Source organism: Moorena sp. SIO3A2, from assembly GCF_010672265.1.
Classification (GTDB): domain Bacteria; phylum Cyanobacteriota; class Cyanobacteriia; order Cyanobacteriales; family Coleofasciculaceae; genus Moorena; species Moorena producens.
The window spans coordinates 68,331-87,944 of sequence record NZ_JAAHHC010000025.1 but is presented as its reverse complement, the minus strand read 5'-3'; the positions used below and the strand labels follow the sequence as shown (position 1 = coordinate 87,944).

Genomic DNA, 19,614 nt, shown 5'->3' with positions numbered 1-19,614 from the left:
ACTAAAAGCAAGACTTTTTGTATTGTTCCGGCGCGGAGGGGCATCCCGTGTCGTTAATAAAGCTTACCGAGTAACCGTTCGCGCAGCGTCGGCGAAAGCCGATACCTTTGGGTGGTGTTGGTAAGAAGCCCGCACTGTGCCGATAGGCCAGTGTCGGGAGTATGTCACTTAAGTGTGTCTGTTTAAGTATATTTATTTAGGTATATTTGTTAAACAATGATAGTCACGTAAACCCCTATGAAACCCGGTAAGTCACTGGGAAACAACCGTTTGAGACTGCTAATGATATGGGTAATAATGATGGCAGGCGGCAGTGGGCTGTTGCTAAATTTATACCGTTTGCAAGTTTCAGAGGGATCGTCCCTAGAGGAAAAAGCACGGCGGCAGCAAATGGTATATATGCGGCCGTTTGTACCTCGCCGTCCTATTGTTGACCGGAAGGGGAATGTTTTAGCCATCGACCGACCTGTCTATACATTGTATGCTCACCCGAAGTTGTTCAAAAAATCCTTACAGGAAATTGCTGCTTTGCTGGCTCCGATGATCAAAAAAACACCAACAGATTTGGAGGAGCGGTTCGGTAAACGCAAGAGTGGTATTCGCTTGGGCAATACGATCCCAGAAGCGATCGCTGACCAAATTTCTCGGTTGAACTTAGATGGTTTAGAGTTGATTCGACAATACTCCCGCTTTTATCCCCAAAATGAATTGGCATCGGATGTGGTGGGTTATGTAAACATTTTCGATCATCGGGGTCAAGCGGGTCTAGAATACACCCAAGAAAAGTTCCTAGAACGGGAGATCCGAAACATCCGACTGAGCCGTGCTGGGAATGGAGCCTTGATGCCAGGTCATGTGCCAGAAGGATTCATGCACCTTGATGACCTGCGGCTACAACTAACTATCGATACTCGCCTGCAACGAGCGGCTCGCTCTGCCCTCAAGCAAACCATCAAGAAGTTTAATGCAGAGCGTGGCAGTATCATAGTGATGAATGTACACAATGGTTCCTTGTTAGCCCTAGTTTGTGAGCCAACCTACAACCCCAATCAGTACTCCAAATTCGATGTGAGTTTGTTTAAAAATTGGGCGCTGTCAGACTTGTATGAGCCTGGTTCTACATTCAAACCCCTAAACGTTGCGATCGCATTAGAAACTGGTACCATTACAGCCCAAAGCTTGTTCAACGACACTGGCAAGATTCAAATTGGCGAATGGCCGATTCTCAACCATGACTATAAATCAGTAGGCGCTCGGGGCATGATCAATCCCAGCAAGATTCTGCAACATTCCAGCAATGTGGGCATGGTGCGGATGATCAGAAAGATGAAACCTGAGGTTTACTATGACTGGTTAGAGAAGCTAGGCTTAAAGCAAAAAGTAGGAATTGAGTTACCAGCTGAGACCGCTGGACAGCTCAAAAGTAAGTACAAGTTTAAAGTTTCGCCAATTGAACCAGCTACGGCTTCCTTTGGTCAAGGTTTTTCCTTAACCCCAATTCAGCTAACTCAGATGCTAGGTGCCCTTGCCAATGGTGGTAAGCTAGTGACTCCCCATGTGGTTCGGGGATTGTTTGACACCAAAGGGAATCCCCACTGGCAACCACGGCGTCCGGTACCGAGACGAGTATTTTCCCCCAACACTACTCAGACAGTGGTGGAAATGATGGAAACTGTAGTAACCGATGGTTCTGGAAAGGCATCCCGCATTGCTGGTTATCGGATTGCTGGTAAGACCGGTACGGCTCAGAAAGCCAGTCCTACTGGGGGCTATTACAGCGATGCCAAGATAACTAGCTTTGTGGGCATTTTGCCCGTAGAATCTCCCCGCTATGTGGTCTTAGCAGTAGTGGATGAACCCCAAGGCATTGCCTTTGGTTCTACCGTAGCTGCACCATTAGTCAAATCAGTTATAGAAGCACTGATTGCCATTGAGCGAATTCCACCATCATCTCAAAATTTCCGGCAGTAGGAAAACTCGGTTTTAAAATGACTAGAGTTCAAGCTCTGGTTTGACTTGTCCGCACCTGTGCTAATAACTGATCAGTGTTAGTTGCTGCTGGTTTACAACTAAGTCCCTGACAAACTAAACCAATAACTGAATCTGGCAGATGGGTATCTAATTGATAAACACTGACGGGGAAATACCCACAGATCAGGGAGGTAAGTTGGTCAGCGCCAGCGCGAATCAGAGTGCAATTGCGGTACCAATCTAAAGCAGTAAATATACTGGGACAGGATTGAGGGGATGTGTTGAGCACGCTACTAAATGCTTTCAAGGCTTGCTCTGCTCGGTCAAGGTATCGGAGATCTTCAGTAAGTAAAGCCAGACGTACTAGGTTTGCGATCGCTACCCCATTGGCAGATGGTGTCGCATTATCGGTATAACTACGCTCGTGTACTAACAGTTGATCACTAGGGTCAGTGGCAGCATTATAGTAACCACCATTATCGAAACTCCACAGCAATTCATCAAACTCCTCCTGAACCTTAATAGCTTTCTCTAGCCAACTGGCCGGTGACAGGTTGGTCGGTTGCCGGTTGGTCGGTTGAAGGTTGGTCGGTTGAAGGTTGGTCGGTGGCAGGTTTGAACGTTCAACTGTTGTTTGCGTAGCGTGGCCTTTTGGCCAAGGTTGTTTAACTGGTGAAGCGTGTTCTACTGACAAACTTGCCTGATGTAAATCCAGTAGAGCTTTGATAAACAAGGCATAATCCTCAGACTGAGCCAGCACTGCCGGTTGACCATCATAGTTTAGTCGGTGGAATCGTCCTGCTACCCATTGATTGTTGAGGATGAATTGAGCAGCAACTGTTGCTAGTTGCCAATAGTCCGGTTCATGGAACACACTATAGCCTCGCCCTAGACCAGAAATCATTAAGCTATTCCAGGCAACAATCATTTTGGTGTCTGTTACTGGTGGAATTCTACCGAGCCAGTTCCGGGTTTTTGCCTCTTGATTAGTCTTGGCTGGTGGAAAGGTTTCCAGAAGATCCGGTTTGGCACCATAACGTGCTTCAAACAGTTTAGCCAAAGCAGCTTCAGTGTTCTGGGAAAACTGATCTGGGTAACGGCGCTGCAACACATTCTTGCCTTCAAAGTTGCCCTCTTTGGTGAGAGTAAATTCCTCCTCAATTGCTTTCAACTCCGATGGGGTTAGCAGTTGTTCTAGTTCTGAATAACTCCAGACATAAAACGCCCCTTCTTCAGGTTCAGTGTCTGCTGGGGTCGCGAAATTATCTGCATCTTGAGCAGCATAAAAGAAACCTTCTGGAGCGGTCATTTCGCGCTTGAGCCATTGAACTGTTCCTGCGATCGCTCGTTTAAAAGCGGCTTCCTGAATCCCTGCACTCCACAAATCTACCAAGTACTCCATAATCTGCCCATTGTCATAGAGCATTTTTTCAAAGTGGGGTACTGTCCAAGTGGGGTCAACTGTGTAGCGATGAAAACCCCCAGCGACATGATCGTAAATACCGCCCTGAGCTAAGTCTAATCCCCGCTTTGCACAAGCCTGCTCTGGGTTATACTCCGATGCCCAATCAAAGCGAGTAACCCGTAGTGCCATACTGGCATAGGGAATCATTGGGAAACGTGGACCTGGATTAAGAGCATTAACGACACCCACACTAACTTGCCCACCGATAAAGAGCAAATCATCACCAAGCTGCTCTGATTCGGGTAGTACTGCTGCCTGTTGGAGGTATCCCAGGATGTCTTCTTTGAAAGTGTTAAGCTTGCCTTTTTCTAAATCATAGAAGCGACGAATTGATTGGAGCAACTGCAAAAACCCCGGTCGTCCGTAGCGTGGTTCCAGTGGGAAGTAGGTACCTCCATAAAAGGGTACCAAGTCATCGGGTGTCAGGAAAATATTAAGGGGCCAGCCTCCTTGACCTGTGATCATCTGCAATGCTAGCATGTAAATGCTATCAATATCCGGCCTTTCTTCCCGGTCTAGCTTAATCGGAAGAAAATTAGCATTCATATACTCGGCAATTGCCTGATTGGAAAACGCTTCGCCCTCCATCACCGTACACCAGTGGCAGCTAGAGTAACCGATAGACAGGAAAATTGGCCTATCTTGTTTTTTAGCTGTTAATAGCGCTTCTTCACACCAAGGCCACCAATCGATCGGATTTTCAGCATGCTTACGTAGATAAAGGCTTTGGGATTGGGCAAGGCGGTTAGTCATGACAGCTTCAGTAGTCGCTTCATCTTAAGTCTACCTTGGTGAGTACTTAATCATTGATGTATTTGTCGTTAGTTATTTGTCGTTATTCCTTTATGATTCACTCTTTGTTCTTAGGGTTGTTAAAAATCACCAATCACCAATGACCAATCACTATGAAACTTTGGTTTCCTCAAGAGTATTACCGAAGTAATAATGATAGTAATCATAGGCTCTGGTTGTGTAACCTTTTAAACCATTAGCAACTATACCCAATACTGTGCTATGAGCAATTCTCAATTCCGAGAGAGCTTCTTTAAACAAAACTTGGTTAGCTTTACCTAAACCTACGACCATCAATATCCCATCGGTATTAGGCTCCAGAAGTCTTGCATCCGCCAGACCAAGTAGGGGAGGGGTATCAAAAATTACCAGCTCAAACCGCTCTTTGAGATATTGAACTAAATTCTGCATCTTTGGGGAATTGAGAAGTCGGGTGGGGTCGGTGGAAATTTGACCAGCAGTTAGGACACAGAGATTTTCCTCCAGAGGCGATCGCTGAATCACATCATCAACCTTGATTTCGCTAGAAAGAACATCGCTCAGTCCCCACAAATTAGGTAAATCCATTTTTTGATGAATCTGAGGAAAGCGCAGATTAGCATCCACCAGTAAAACCTTTTGCCCCATTGCTGCTGCTGCCAGGGCTAAAAATATAGCTGTAGTGGATTTACCATCTGCTGGTTCAGCAGAACTTACCACTATAGCGCTAATGGGTTTCTCAGAATACAGACATTGGAGATTAACTTGAAGAGAGCGAAAGGCCTCTAAAACAGGAGAAATCTGGTAACTACCAGATCCCACGCCGAGTTGTGGAGCTGAGGCTTCCGGCTCAGGTATTATGCCCACACCAGTAACGGTATTGGATTTCTGGAGTTCTTTGTTAAAGGGGATTGTGCCTAATATTGGTAAGCGAGTATACTCTTTTATATCGTCGGTGCTGTTCAGTAAGTGATGTAACTTTTCTGCTAAAAACCCAGCTGTGGCACCTGCAACTATCCCTGCTACTGCACTTAGGAGCAAAGTATCAGGCAAATTGGGGGATATTGGTTTTTGAGGTTGTTGCGGCTCGACAATTGTCTGCCAAGGGATGCTGGTTTTAGCTGACTCAAGTTCCAAAGTTTCCCGAACTGACTCAAAGCGGTTGAGGCTTTCTGTTGCTACCTCAATCTTCTGCTTGAGTTCTGTATATCGATTGGCAATCACAGCTAGTTGTTTGAGTTGTTCACTCATCAGACTTTCCCCTTTAGTGATGGCGGCCTGGCGCATCTCTAAAACCTTGATTTGGTTCGCCGTCTCTACTAGCTGCTGAATCAAATTGAGGCGAAGTGTACTTGAAGAAGCCGATTGAGGATTGCCACCAAACTCCTGAATACGGCTAGTCATCACCCTTTCTGCTTCCTGACTTAACAGGGGGAGTAAATTTTGCTGTTGTTGCCTTAATCCGTCAAAGGTAGATTGGTTTTCCTTGAATTGTGCCAAATCCAACACCATCTGACTTTCTAGGTTAGAAAGTTGGCTGAGCAATTGTTGATAACGGGGTGTTTCTATAAGCTTAGCTACTGCTTCCGCTTGCTGTGACGATAGCCCCAACTGACCTTTGAGTTTCCCATACAGTATAATCGTTTCTCGGAGCTGAGTTTGGGTAGCTTTTCTGTGTTCGACAATAGCATTGACCCGATTTGTCAACAGTTGACCCTGAAGTTGTGGATTAATCAGGTTGTACTTCTGCTGGAGTTGCTGGAGTTGTAGCTGGAGCTGATTAATTTGCCCTTGTATTTTAGGCTGCTGATTCGAGACAAATTGAATGCCTTGTCTGATGCTAGCCTGTTGTTGTTGCTTAGAGTACTCGATGTATCCGAGAGCAACCTTTTCCAAAACAAATTGAATTCTTTCCGGGTCTGAATCTTGGTAGGCAACTTCTAAAATTTTGGTTTCTCGCAGTCGGGATACCATGATTCCTTCCCGGAGAGTATGATAGTTTATTTCTGGATATTGGGTTTGAATTTGCTCCACAATCTCAGACATAACCTGAGGAGAGCTTAATAGCTGAATTTGAGTGTCATAGTCGAAACTTTTAGTTGGAGCAGCAATGCTATTTACCCCGGGTTTGCCCTGCAACTCCAACGGGTTTTCACCAGATATGGGTTCGAGTAACAGCTGGAATTTGCCTTCATAGATCGGAACTGCACTTAAGGTTTTGGCAATAATTCCCGATGTCACAGTAAGGGCCACCCCTGCCATCAAGACAGCTCGACGACGAGCAGCAGCTAATATACGACGCAGATCGAGTTTGCTGGCTTCCAAGTCATAGGCTCCCCCTGTTAGTTGTGGAGAAGATCGATACTGGTGTTGACCACTATGGTTAGATAGGGAAGGCTTATAAGCTCCTTGGGAACCCATAATTCAAGTTCTTCTTGGTACTTGGGGATTGGGAATTGGAGATTGGATAACTGGTAGGATGCATAAACCCTAGTTACATGATAGTTACAGCAACAGAGGCAATGATGAACGCGGTTGATTGTGATCAGTATCGATTAGCCCGAAGGGCTACGCTACGCGAACAGCAATAACCTTTAATTTTCCTTGCTTGAAGGTGAAAACAAGAAAGTTCATGTAATATCATTCCTCAGCAAGAGGCTATCGCCAACAAAATAGAGGATATCCAATTTACCAAACTTTCCCAATTTACAGATACAAGAGTTATGCCACCCATCAGGATGAATAGGATTAACGAAAAAGGCAAAAGGAATAGTAGCGTCCTAACTTTATCCTTTAACCTTTGAGATCTATCCTGATTGCCAGGGAATGAATGTGCCCAATAGATTTCAGGCACTAGTTGTTGCCAAATTCTCGGATTTTGCTTCCAGCAAGCTCTTATAGAGCTGACTCAGCTGATGGGCAACACCATTCCAGCTAAACATATGTTCTACCCTTGCTCTTGCCCCTAAACCAAGTTGATTTTTCCAGTCGTGATCCGAGAGAATCCGGTCGATAGCAGCCGCAAAAGCACTAGCATCTTTGGGTGGTGCCAGTAAGCCAGTTTCTTCAGATACAACGGTAAACTGAAGACCACCGACATCACTAGCTACTACAGGGGTGCCACTAGCCATGGCTTCGATGGCAACTAAACCAAAAGGTTCGTAGTGACTTGGTACTATGCAAACATCAGCTGCAGCATAATAAGCTGGCAGTAGTTCATCAGCAATGCGTCCAGGAAATGTAGTGATAGTTTGCAGTTCCAATTCAGCTACAATCCCTTCAATGCGATCGCGTTCCATACCATCTTTCTCTCCGGGACGAGAACCACCACCAATAATCAGCTTTAAGTTAGCATCACCCCGTAACTGGGAGCAACCAACAGCTCGAACTAGGGTTTCAATGCCCTTGCGTTCGTCAAACCTTCCCAGGTAAAAGATGATTTTGTTTTCAGGGCTTTGCCCAAGTTTTTGCCGTGCTTCTAAGCGGTTAATCTTGCCAAATCTGTCAATGTCGGTGCCACAGGGAATAATATCAATGTCGCCCTTACTTGAAACTAGCGTACGCATGTGTTCTTCTTCTTGGGGAGATGTAGCAACAATGCGTTCTGATGTTTCTAGCACTGCTTTTTCTATCTCCAAGCGAGTAGCAGCAATCTTCGGAATTGTTTCTACTGACTCGTATTTAACTGCGCCTAGGGAGTGATAGGTGTGAACTTGAATGAGCGATGCAGCGCGGTCTTGGGGAGGCAGCGCGGTCTTGGGGGTTCCCCCCATGAGCGACTGCCGTTGGTTTCCCCCACTCGCTATTGCATCAAGAAGGGATTGACGCTTCTTCCACTCCATACCTACCCAAGCTGAAAGCCAGTAGTTTGTATGTACTATTGAGTAGTCAATGCCTGATTGCTCCTGAAACTCAAGCAATTGGCTTAAAAACTCACCACAGTATTCAAAAATCTCCTGCCGTGGCACAAATGCTTTTGGACCAGCAGTTAGGCGAATAGTGCGACAACCTGGAGTATGTTCAACAATTGTGGCTTGATTGGAACTGGAGAGGCGAGTAAACATATCGACCTGCCACCCTTGCTTAGCAAGAGCTTCACCCACTTGGCGCACATACACATTCTGTCCTCCAGCTTCTTCCTTACCGATTTCTATCGCTGGATCTCCGTGAACGGAGATCAGAGCAATGTGCTGTGTATTTTTCGTATTCATAGGCTTTTTTGATGTTGGAGCTTACAGAAGGTTTTCAGGTATGGGGAGTCTGACCTCTATCCGGCTAAACCCTCAGCGTCGAGCTTTTACACACTCACTTAACAAATTTTAACCTCTCAGGTGTGCTTAACACATCAGTGAACAGAAGTAAATTTTTAACAATTTATTTATATAAATTATAACTTAAGTGGGGACATTATATGGTATACTTTCAGATTCAAGATGCTTCTGGGCTTTCACCCACGTATTAGGCTGAATCTCCCTCACTTAAAAATAGTAGATCTCTCAGCGATGCAGGGCGGTCTTGGGGAGGCAGAGGTGCGACCCGTGGCGAATTTAATTACGGGTCAAACGCACCATTACGGTCTTGGGGGTTCCCCCCACTCGCGCTTTGCCGTGGTTTCCCCCACTCGCGCTTTGCATCAAGACAGAGATTGGGAGAGTCCGAGAGTCATCATAAATTTTCGTATTGCATTTTCCTATTGCAGTGGTGTGAGCGATCGCTCATGGTTTCTAATCAGAAAATTTACATTACTAGCAGTTGACAACCTCAAAAATGTGCTATTATGGATTGACACCACCTTGGAGAGGTGGCTGAGTGGTCGAAAGCGGCAGATTGCTAATCTGTTGATAGGTTCAGGCCTATCCGAGGGTTCGAATCCCTCCCTCTCCGTTGAGTATCATCAACTAACTTGCAAAAATCTACTTTTGGCAAAAATCCAACTTTCCTTGCTTGGGGAAGCAGTCTACCTAGATCCTTGTAAAAAAGGAGGGATAAGATGGGTCATTACTGAATCTTATCCCTCCTTTGCTTATATAGCAGTCGCCAGGGCAGTTAGGACATCGACATTAGTCTCACACCCTTTGTAAGCGATGCAGAGGTGCGACCCGTGGCGAATTTAATTCGCCAAGGTCAAGCGCACCATTACGGTCTTGGGGGTTTCCCCCATGAGCGACTGCATCAAGAAGCGCAAGAGTTTGACTTCTGACTTCTGACTTCTGACAAATGACTTCTGACAAATGACTTCTGACTTCTGACAAATGACTTCTGACAAATGACTTCTGACTTCTGACTTCTGCTATATTTGTCCCTTTTCTACTTGCCAAAGTTAGAGAAGCTATAACCAATGCCAAAGGAAATTCCGAGATCTGCGGCACCATCAACAAAAATTCCAGTAGTTAAGGCAGCATTGGCCACAAAATTGGGTCCAAATGGCCAATCAACACCACCAGTAACGATTAAACCCACATTGTTGTCATCACCTGTAGAAAAAGCCAAACCACCACCAGCGAAAGCTGAGTAAGTAGGCGGCTCAAACGGTTCATCCTGGAAAATAAAGTTGTAAGTAGCTGGGATCACAAAGGTAGCATCATCATTGATTAGTATGCTAGGACGAACTGATAAGGTGGGGGATAAATCATATTTGCCGTTAATCATAAAGCCACCTCGACCAATATTGGTGCCATCATCAGTAAAACCGATATGACCGCCAATTCCAACATAGTTTCCAACCCCAAGGCTGTTGCCAGTAGGATCAATATTTCTCTGAGCTACAGGGGTGCCTACTTCATAGGAGATGGCTGGTGAGGTGTCAGAGGTGGCTTGATCTAGTTGTATTTTTAGAGCTGCCACAGATGTAGCTAAAGTCCCTGGTCTCGGTGGAGCTACCACAGGATTATTAAACTCTTGAGAAGGTGTTTGGTATTCCTCAGTGATCGGTTCTAGCTCTTGTTTGGGGGGATCAGCAGGATACTCCTGGATAGTTTCTAAATTGGCTAATGGTACCTGCTTCTGTCTGACTGTATAGTCAGCAATTGGTGCAACTGAGCCATTGAATTGGGAGCGGTTGACTAATTCACTAGGAGACCCTACCGACTTACTGGCACGAACCGCTGCTCCTATCCTGTCCAATTGCCCTAAACGGGAATTAGCTCGATGGTCAGTGATAGTGTTGAGATTCCCTGATGGCAGACTAGTTGGTCTGAATATATTTTTAGGAGTTTGTGTAGTTTCCGGATTAAATCGATTAGGGTCAACTGTGATGGTGGAAGTTGCTGCTAATTGCTCAGGTCTGACGGCTGCTGCTGTCTGGGTAAATTGCTTTACCGATGAATTATAGCGAGGTGTTTCAGCAGTAGCAGACAGCTGGTAACTGACCATCGTCAATACTGCCATACTCAGTTGGATCGAAAGGGTCTTAGGAAAATTACTCTTCACACTCACTCCTCAAAAACTACTTGGTGACTGGTTAGGGGTAACAAACTTAGCAGTTAGCCAAAAGCTAAAAGTTATAGTTCTTGGTCAGTAACTTGTAGCTGCTAGTCACATCAGATCAGGTCAGGTACTCAAAAATTTGAACCCTATCCTAGGATAGTCTACTCATCCCTTGAACTTTACCAGATACAAAGAGCAGAATAACCTCATTTTGGCTTTTAGTTTTGCCCTGCGTAAACATCACTAACACAGGACTTAGGCATCTACACCTGTAAAACCTCTGCAATTCTCTATTTCCGGTTGCCCGATCGGAAATTACCGATTGGCGTTGGCCCCTGATTTTTCCTCTGAGTGGGGTAAGTCCACTTGCCAGCTCCTGAGGCGCTCGATCAGAGTAATTTGATCATGAGGCAGTTAGGGAAAGGTGGCTCTTGGGGCAACGGTTGATTTCGCTGCTTAATCTTCCTAGTTGTTTATCCTTCTAGAAAAGGACCATAATCTGAGTGTGAGTTCCCGCTTCCTATACTATGGTTTTGCTTGAGCAATTACGAGCCAATGATTTGGAATACTACTGTCTTGCTAATCTCAACCTCTATGATTCGCCCAACTGTAAGCGTTTAACAACACAAGCAGCTACGGGAAGGCACTTGTGGGTCAAGTCTGTCCCACCTGTCGGTAATGCCTTAGAAGTATGTCTGTGCGAAGATAACTATTCTGGTTGGTTGCCTGTGTCGGATTTGGCTCTACTGGACATAGCTAACACTCCTTATCGCCCCATTTCTCTGTCTCCAGCTCAAATCCAAGCACGAATAAAAGCGGTGATTGGGTTTACTAAAGCAGCAATGCACCAAAATCCCTACTACCTTTGGGGGGGTACAGTAGCTCCCAACTATGACTGTTCAGGGTTGATGCAAGCAGCGTTTGCAGCATCGGGGATTTGGTTACCCAGAGATTCCTATCAGCAAGCAGCTTTCACCCAAACCATTAGAATGGAGGAATTACAACCAGGAGATTTGGTCTTTTTCGCTACCGCCCAAAAAGTGAACCATGTAGGATTGTATCTAGGTGATGGTGATTACATTCATAGTTCGGGTATTGATCATGGTCGTAATGGGATTGCAATTGACCAGCTTTCAGAACAAGGGGATGAGATAACAAAGTATTATTACCGACAGCGCTACGGAGCTGGGCGAGTTGTGGCAAGTTATCAGCCCTAGTCACCTAGCCCAATTATCTAGCCCAATTATCTAGCACAGTTATCTAGGACGGTACTGCTCGAAGAGAACATGCCAATCAGGCTTACTGTAAAGCTCTCAGCAGGGCTTCAGGGCAAAAGACTAAAAAATATTACCACAAAATGTCCTCAAAATTTCCTTTCCTTAGAGAAATCTTCTGAGCTTTCTAAAATACTCCTGCTGATGATCTTGTGATTATACTGATTATTGAGGGAAGACTGTGGGTAGATGTATCCCTAGCTTATCTGTAGAATTTCTGACGGATCGAGCCCAGCAATGAACACCACTCAGTCTCACATAAAAAGTACTGAAACAATGGCAGAGGCAGAGTCCGCCCTAAAGATCTTGTTTTCTTTATCACTTGATCTATTATGCACCTTTGGTCAAAACGGATATTTTCAACAACTCAATCCGATTTGGGAAAAGGTTCTAGGTTGGACTTGCTCCCAATTGCGATCGCGACCTTGGATTGAGTGGATTTATCCAGAAGATCGGGAAGTTACTCTCAATGCCCTTCGTGATTGTGGTCAAGGAAAACTAGTCGAATACCGGAATAGAATTTACCACAAAGATGGTAGCTTGCGTTGGCTGGCTTGGAGAATTTCACAGGATGAACAGGGTCTTTTCTATGCTGTTGCTAAAGATATCACTAGCATTAAAGAGCTAAAATCTGGATTGGACGATGGTAACTCTACTGGCTCCTATGAAGGTAGTAAGGGCTGTGAAAATCTGAATCGAGATCAGCAAAACTTCAAAAATTACTTTGCTCTATTAACCGAATGGCTTTATCGCTATGAAGCGGTTAGTAAAATCAGTGGTCAGTTGCTCTACGAATGGAATACCCAGACAAATGAATTGATTTGGGGTCACAATATTGAACAAGTATTGGGTTATTACCCAGGAGAACTCACCAACACTAGGCAAGGGTGGGATGAATTAATTTATCCTGATGATTTAGAACAATACCGACACACCATAGAACGGGTGATTGTCACTAAGGAGCCTATTCATCTTGAGTATCGGATCCGTAAGAAGGATGGCACATACATCACGGTTGAGAACAAAGGACAGTTTTACCTAGATAGTTCGGGTAATCTCAATCGTGTGCTGGGGTTAATTGTTGACATCACGGAGCGCAAACAGGCAGAAGAGGCATTACGCCTGAGCGAAAAAAGATTTCGCCTAGCAGTGGATAATTTCCCCGGTACATTTATGATCTATGATGCCCAGCGGCGGCTCCAGTTTATCAATCAACAAGGCGTTAAGCTTACTGGAGTGTCTGATTCACCACTACTGGGTCACACTGACGAGGAAATCTATCCACCTGTATTTAAGGATATCTATGTGAAACTGCTACAAAAGGCTGTGGAAACCCGTACACCACAAGTCGAAGAACTTACTCTGACTTTGCCAGAGGTTGGTGAACTCACTGTCCTTGCTACCTATATTCCCCTGCTAAATGAGCAAGGAAATATTTATCAAGTTATCGGGATTATCCAAGATACTACCCAGCGCAAGCAGGCAGAGGTAGAACTACGCCAAGCCTATCAGCAATTGAGACTAAATACAGCAGCGGCTTTAGACGAGAAAGATGCCCAATTTGGAAGGGTGTTTGATGAAGCACCTATCGGAATGTCACTTTCAGATTTGGATTATCAGTTTATTCAGGTGAATCGGGCTTTTTATGAAATGCTCGAATACACCAAGTCTGAACTAATGGCTCTCAATGGTTTGGCAATTACTCATCCTGAAGACCTAGAAAAAGCCAAGCCTTATATTAAGCAGGTCATACAAGGAGAAATTGATAGTTTTAAGTTAGAAATACGTTACCTAAAAAAGAATCAAGATACCCTCTGGGGTAATTTAACCATGATGGCTATGCGAGATCAAGCAGGAGAAATCCTGTGTATTTTGAGCATGGTTGAAGACATTACAGAACGCAAGCAGGCAGAGGAGGCGGTGCGACACAGTGAAGAACGATTTCGTGCCATCATTGAAGATCAAACTGAACTGATCTGTCGGTTGAAACTTGATGGCACCCTAACGTTTGTCAATGATGCTTACTGCCGCTATTTTGGCAAAGACCGATCTGAATTAGTAGGGCAAGTATTTTTGCCAAAAATGCCTCCGGAAGACGAAGACATTGTGACCCGGAACTTCCGTTCTCTTTCTGTAGAGAATCCGATCAACACTTACGAACACCGAGTTCTTCTCGACTCTGGAGAAATTCGCTGGCAGCAGTGGAGTGATCGAGCTATGTTTGATGAACATGGCCACTTTATAGAATGCCAGGCGGTGGGAAGGGATATCACTGAACTCAAGCAAGCAGAAGCAGATATTCGTAAGGCATTGGCTAAGGAAAAAGAACTCGGTCAACTCCGCTCAGGTTTCGTTTCATTAGTTTCTCACGAGTTTCGTACGCCCCTGACTACCATTCAATCTTCTGCTCAAATGCTGCAACGCTATGAGCAAAAATTGTCCGCTGAGAAAAAACTGAAGCACCATGATAAAATCCAGCATGCTGTGCTCCGGATGACTCAACTTTTGGATGATGTTCTAACCATTGGGAAAGCCGATGCCGGGAAACTCAAGTTTGAGCCAGAACCCATGGATTTAGTTGCTTTGTGTCAGGACATACTCGAAAATATCAAAATTAACCTGGGTTTTAACCATAACCTGATATTCCTTAGTCATGGTAGTTGCCAAGATGTCCTAATCGATGAAAGACTTTTGAGTCATGTCGTTAACAATTTGCTCTTAAATGCCATTAAGTATTCTCCAGAAGGAGGTACTATCAAATTTGAACTCAATTGCAATTCTTCGACCGCAGTAATCCAGGTCCAAGATCAGGGGATCGGTATTCCTAAAAAAGACCAAGATCAACTATTTGAGTCCTTTGAAAGAGCAAGTAATGTTGGCAGCATCCCTGGGACTGGACTGGGTTTAGCAATTGTCAAAAAATGTTTAGACTTGCACGAGGGTACAATTGCTGTAAACAGTGAAGTTGGGGTGGGAACTACATTTACGGTTACCCTACCGCTGCACTTTGCTACGAACCCAAATAATTAATAATATCAAATCCGGTTAATCACTTCTACAATAGTTGATCGGCTTTAGTTAATTGTTAATTATTGATAATGAATACATAATTAAAGTCTTCTGTATTCCTAATTCTCAGTTCGGTTGACAATCAACGCTCAACAATGACCCCTCAGCTTTCTATCAAATTCTTGCAAGTTCAGGAAACTAGCAAGTCTACTGGTTCCACTCCCAGTTATCGCCTTGACAGCTATATTGCCCAACAAACACCTGACTTGTCTCGCTCTCGTATCCAGAAGCTGATTGAACAAGGCAACGTGCAAGTGAATGATCACGTGTGCATCTCAAAAAAAGCTAAAGTTCAGCTAGGGGATCGCATCTCCCTGACCATACCTGACCCCAAACCCCTGGAATTACAACCGGAAGTCATCCCCTTAGACATTCTTTATGAAGATGAGGTTCTGATTATTATCAATAAACCGGCTGGTTTGGTAGTTCATCCCGCACCTGGTCATGAAAGTGGTACTCTTGTCAATGCCCTTTTAGCCCACTGTCCTAAACTTACAGGTATTGGTGGTGTTCAGCGTCCAGGCATTGTCCACCGCTTGGATAAGGATACAACTGGTGCAATTGCGATCGCAAAAACTGACCAGGCTCATGGACATCTACAAGCCCAACTCCAAGCCAAAACTGCTCAAAGACAATATTTAGGTGTAGTCTACGGTGCTCCGTCTGCTGAGTCTGGCACCATTAACCAACCGATTGGACGGCATCCTGTAGACCGCAAGAAAATGGCTGTCGTGCCAGTAGAAAAAGGGGGACGCCCAGCTATTACCCATTGGCAAGTCCGAGAACGACTGGGCAACTATACCCTCATGCATTTCCAATTAGAAACTGGTCGCACCCACCAAATTCGTGTCCACAGTAGCTATATTGGTCATCCCATTGTTGGAGATACCGTTTACAGCAGTGCTCGTTCTGTCGGTGTTAATCTACCGGGTCAAGCACTTCACGCTTGGCGACTACAACTACAGCATCCCGTTTCTGGGGAGTGGATTGAGTTTGTTGCCCCTCCCCCCCTAGCCTTGATCAAACTCTTAGACGTGCTACGACTTCGCTTCAGCTAGTTCCTTTTGCGGAGATTCCTGAGCCCGATATGGCACTAAGGATTCGTAATCGATGTTTATAGCTGATATTCGTGGGATAGTGTTGCCTTGGGGAGACAGTTCCCGTGCCATGCCCATATACAGAGACGGATCCCCTAACTTGGCCTTCTTGTCTTGTGGGACGTAACTGCGCACCTGGGTCTGCCAAATGATTTGTGGGAAGCCCAGTACTGCACGGTAGTATTCGTTGTAACGTGGAGATTTGATGTTGAATGGTGTTTCACCCTGAGGCCGACCGGGAATCACTCGACGCCGTTGATAGGGGACGGTGTTGTACCCAAAATTCTCCATGTACTCTTCGCTGTCGAGCAGTTGATCGACGAAGCCTTGGATACCCTTTGTGGCAATTATAACTGCCCAGGCTAATTTTTCCCTTTCGCCATAGATATCACGTCCAAGCACCCGCTGCACGCACTGCTCTACAACCCGATAGTTGCTGTTTTTGTCATAGAAGCTGGTCTTGAAGGTTTCAGAAAGCAACAACCCACGAATGAAGTCCCGCACTGTGATCTGACCGAAGCGGAGTTGAGACTCCAGGAACGGTTCACGATCCGAAGCAAAGGCATGGAAGAAGATCTGACGGTATCCTGCCTCGATTAGGGCATCCATGTCCCCGGGGGAGAGCAAGTTTTCAGTGGAATAAATTCTGGGTTGCTCTTCTCCTGGTATCTCATACCCATCTATGCGCGCATTCTGCGTCACAGGGGCGTAGCCTAGTAAAGGAATAGCCACGTTTTTATCTCCGTATTCTTAGAAAATCTTACAAACCTTAATCAAATATATAATGAATCCTGTGTCAGTCTATAAAAAAATTATATTTTAATCGATATTTTAATCCCTAAAGCGACTAGTGATAGCCGGGACAGCCGTCAATAGCCAATAGTCATCGGTTCATCAACTAAGGGTACTCTTTTGGGATTACTCTGAGTATCCCTTTTTAAGTTAATCGCCTCAATCACGAATAGGTTATTAATTTTGATTAATTAAAACGTTAATCAAAGCAATAATTTTTAATATTTATTAGGATAGCCCAAAAGAATTAGACAATAGCCTCCTTAGGCTCTGGCTTAACCTTCGCCTATCGCTCCTACCCTCAATACCCCATCCAAAAAGACAGTGGATTAGTCTTGGATGGACACTCTGGCCAATCCCGTAGGTAAGTTTCGAGATCTAACTGCCAGCGTGGCGGTTTTAATCCTAGACCCAAACAGAGATGGGAAATGACATCAAAAAAACGCTGATCGTGACCAGGGGAACCTAAATGAGCATGGGCATATTCATGGATGACAATACTCAACCAATCAGACCGTGCAATGCGTCCGACATCAATTAATATCACCGCCGGAGTGGCTAAGATGTTGCAAAAGCCATCAATACCAAACTTTTCCCCTAAAGGGGTTGCCAAAATCCGCATTGGGGGAGATCCGGAATCATGATAGCAGCTATGACAGGCTTCTAGGCAAGTCTGGAGTTCACCATTAATGGCATCAATGTGATTGCCAATCCAGGTATAAATGCGATCGCGTTCTTTAACATTATCAGTGATCTCTACCATACTTGGGTCTAAAGCCAGCTGACCCACAGCATTCAGATACTGGTAGCCCCGGATTAAAGGATCATCGCTGATGGTGGAATCACCAGCCCAAGATTGAATAATACTCTTCCGGTGCCAAGACATTTTGTTGTTTTTGAGATGTCACGCCAATATTAGCCCCAGTATTAGCGCCAGCACTAGCCCCATTATCTAAATTAGAGTCAATCCGGGTTTCGATACAAAATGATGCGCTGCTAAATCCACCAAAACGTTTCACTATACTGGTACGCATCCGCCGAGATGGAGTGATAAACGAGAAACGCTCATGAGCACTCATGGTTTCATATTCCGTAATCAGCACTAGCCCATCTTGAGCATCCATTTTATAAAGACCAGCTACTGGCATGGTTTCAGCGTAACCTTTTTCCCGCAATAACTTACCTTTTCTAGGAGAGTCGGCATCTGGAACCACCACCATCACCGTCGAGTCTTTGTGACCGTCATCACTCTGATCCCAAGCCATTGTGCCCTGCCAACTGACCAAAGCTCCACCTGCTGCCAAACTCGGGTTAATCTTATGAAGCTCACACAGTTCAATGACTTGGGGATGAGCAGCCTCTAAGGTAGCTACATTTATGTCCAACTCTCCCTTCTCTGCTTGTCGGAAGGCTAGGTGATGGGTCGTGCGTTGCGATCGCCAGTTGCCAGCACTGAGCTGGAAAAATTCCATGGCATCAATAATTGGATCCATATTATAGTATTTGGTTTACCGAGTTTTTACTTAAATTTTACTTAAACTTTAATTTTTGCATATTCCTGAGATTTTTCCAAACAAGCCATCGATGCCCAAGCCATCAGCTTTTCCGCTGGTACGCTACATATACTGATACTAACTGGAATTGTGCCACTATATAGGTGGGTTTGGCCTCAGGTTTTGCGTAATATCATGTCCGAATAATTACTTTTAATCAAAATCTTCCCATCTCCCCATCAATATTTATTTATGATCGGTATTCAAAGAGCTCAGCCTATCAGACATACAGGCACAAGGGTAAATAATGCCTTTCCGGATTTTTATTACAATTTGTATCTTTGATTACTTATTGCTTGACAGAATCGACAGTATTCTATAAGTGTGTTAGATTGATTAACAACGGCCAAAAAAAAGAGCAGTCGGAACATTCGTCCGCCTGCCCTAATCAACGTATGTAAGCTTAGGAGTAAACCTATGGAAACGCCTGGAAAGCTAAGTTTGGAGCAACAGTTCCAGATGAAAATCTACCAAGACCAAGTCAAGCTCTTGAGCCAGGAGGAGGCTCAGTCCTATCTCTTGGAAGTTTTGCGTCAAATGATGGTTAAGGAGAATCTATTCCGCCATCTACTCAAAAACGCTTAACTCTTAATTAGCTGCGAAGGTTTCACTTTGCTTGACTTGTTTTAAGGGGTGCCTCAGTCGTACCTAAAGTGGAATAATCTACACCAGCATGGGAACGCCTATAATCTAAACCTTCGCTGCTGATCTGAACCTGCTAATAGCCATCCTAGCGCTTTAGCCCTTGCTGGGCTACTACTAGATAATAATAGTGTATTTTAGCAATTTCGACTTACGTAAGAACATCGAGATACTCAGGGAATTAGATACTTAGGTAATTAGATAGTCAAGGAATTCTTACCAAGACCCCTTGGCTGTTAATGGTTTAAATTTACAATCTTGAATTTAAAATATTATCTTTACAATCCGTACTAGCTTGCATAGTGCTCACCTTAAGCTTCTTCCGAATTGTAGCACACATGATAAGATTAGGGGTGATTGATTTTTACCTCACTTGCCATTATCCCCCCTTTCAGGTCAATCAGCACTTAGGCAAAATTGGGCAACCAACCCACTGAGCTAGTCGAGCTTATCGGCCACACAGAGATTGATCAAGCTGGCCAAGGGCGTTGCTAAGCACTAGCGACCACAGGATTAATCCCTAGCTAGATCTAGGGTGGGCAGAGATGTAGGGT

Annotated in this window: 12 protein-coding genes and 1 tRNA gene; 6 read left to right on the top strand and 7 right to left on the bottom strand. The window is 44.8% G+C overall.

Annotated elements, in window-relative coordinates; genetic code table 11:
• Positions 1-282 precede the first annotated feature (282 nt).
• Positions 283-1,971 carry a peptidoglycan D,D-transpeptidase FtsI family protein gene (locus F6K64_RS24410; protein ID WP_287266563.1) on the top strand — a complete coding sequence of 563 codons (1,689 nt, stop codon included), beginning with the start codon at positions 283-285 and terminating at the stop codon, positions 1,969-1,971.
• Positions 1,972-1,999: 28 nt separating this feature from the next.
• Here the strand turns inward: F6K64_RS24410 and F6K64_RS24405 are convergent, their stop codons facing one another.
• The 3 genes from F6K64_RS24405 to F6K64_RS24395 form a co-directional block, all read right to left on the bottom strand.
• Complete coding sequence (locus tag F6K64_RS24405) at positions 2,000-4,189, bottom strand: thioredoxin domain-containing protein (protein WP_287266561.1); 2,190 nt, start codon at positions 4,187-4,189, stop codon at positions 2,000-2,002.
• Positions 4,190-4,339: 150 nt separating this feature from the next.
• Positions 4,340-6,628, bottom strand: a complete 2,289-nt coding sequence (locus tag F6K64_RS24400) for a GumC family protein (RefSeq protein WP_287266559.1) — start codon at positions 6,626-6,628, stop codon at positions 4,340-4,342.
• A 425-nt stretch (positions 6,629-7,053) separates the two neighbouring features.
• Positions 7,054-8,418 carry a glycosyltransferase gene (locus tag F6K64_RS24395; protein ID WP_008183208.1) on the bottom strand — a complete coding sequence of 455 codons (1,365 nt, stop codon included), beginning with the start codon at positions 8,416-8,418 and terminating at the stop codon, positions 7,054-7,056.
• A 584-nt stretch (positions 8,419-9,002) separates the two neighbouring features.
• Here F6K64_RS24395 and F6K64_RS24390 point away from each other — a divergent pair.
• Positions 9,003-9,091: transfer RNA gene (locus F6K64_RS24390), tRNA-Ser, on the top strand.
• A gap of 423 nt (positions 9,092-9,514) precedes the next feature.
• Here the strand turns inward: F6K64_RS24390 and F6K64_RS24385 are convergent.
• A complete protein-coding gene (locus tag F6K64_RS24385; protein WP_131827235.1) occupies positions 9,515-10,636 on the bottom strand; it encodes a hypothetical protein in 1,122 nt (373 codons plus the stop codon).
• A gap of 524 nt (positions 10,637-11,160) precedes the next feature.
• Here F6K64_RS24385 and F6K64_RS24380 point away from each other — a divergent pair.
• From F6K64_RS24380 to F6K64_RS24370, 3 genes are all read left to right on the top strand, one after another.
• The gene (locus tag F6K64_RS24380) at positions 11,161-11,850 is read left to right on the top strand and encodes a C40 family peptidase (protein WP_008183202.1); all 690 of its coding nucleotides are present in this window, start codon (positions 11,161-11,163) and stop codon (positions 11,848-11,850) included.
• A gap of 294 nt (positions 11,851-12,144) precedes the next feature.
• Complete coding sequence (locus F6K64_RS24375) at positions 12,145-14,937, top strand: PAS domain-containing sensor histidine kinase (RefSeq protein WP_287266557.1); 2,793 nt, start codon at positions 12,145-12,147, stop codon at positions 14,935-14,937.
• A gap of 134 nt (positions 14,938-15,071) precedes the next feature.
• Positions 15,072-16,034 (top strand): RluA family pseudouridine synthase, encoded by a 963-nt coding sequence (locus F6K64_RS24370; RefSeq protein WP_287266555.1) that lies wholly within the window; start codon positions 15,072-15,074, stop codon positions 16,032-16,034.
• On the opposite strand, the gene F6K64_RS24365 is transcribed toward F6K64_RS24370, so the two are convergent.
• The 3 genes from F6K64_RS24365 to F6K64_RS24355 all read right to left on the bottom strand — a co-directional run bounded on the left by F6K64_RS24365 (position 16,014) and on the right by F6K64_RS24355 (position 18,358).
• Positions 16,014-16,805, bottom strand: coding sequence for a phycobilisome rod-core linker polypeptide (locus tag F6K64_RS24365; RefSeq protein WP_008183195.1), 792 nt, complete (start codon positions 16,803-16,805; stop codon positions 16,014-16,016). The two genes, F6K64_RS24370 and F6K64_RS24365, sit on opposite strands and share 21 nt — an antisense overlap.
• Positions 16,806-17,166: 361 nt before the next feature.
• A complete protein-coding gene (locus F6K64_RS24360) occupies positions 17,167-17,751 on the bottom strand; it encodes a hypothetical protein (RefSeq protein ID WP_287266553.1) in 585 nt (194 codons plus the stop codon).
• Positions 17,708-18,358 (bottom strand): phycobiliprotein lyase, encoded by a 651-nt coding sequence (locus tag F6K64_RS24355; RefSeq protein WP_502708064.1) that lies wholly within the window; start codon positions 18,356-18,358, stop codon positions 17,708-17,710. Before F6K64_RS24355 ends, F6K64_RS24360 begins: the two co-directional genes overlap by 44 nt.
• Positions 18,359-18,835: 477 nt before the next feature.
• Between F6K64_RS24355 and F6K64_RS24350 the strand changes: the two genes are divergently transcribed.
• Positions 18,836-19,003, top strand: a complete 168-nt coding sequence (locus F6K64_RS24350) for an NblA/ycf18 family protein (protein WP_008183188.1) — start codon at positions 18,836-18,838, stop codon at positions 19,001-19,003.
• Positions 19,004-19,614: the final 611 nt, after the last annotated feature.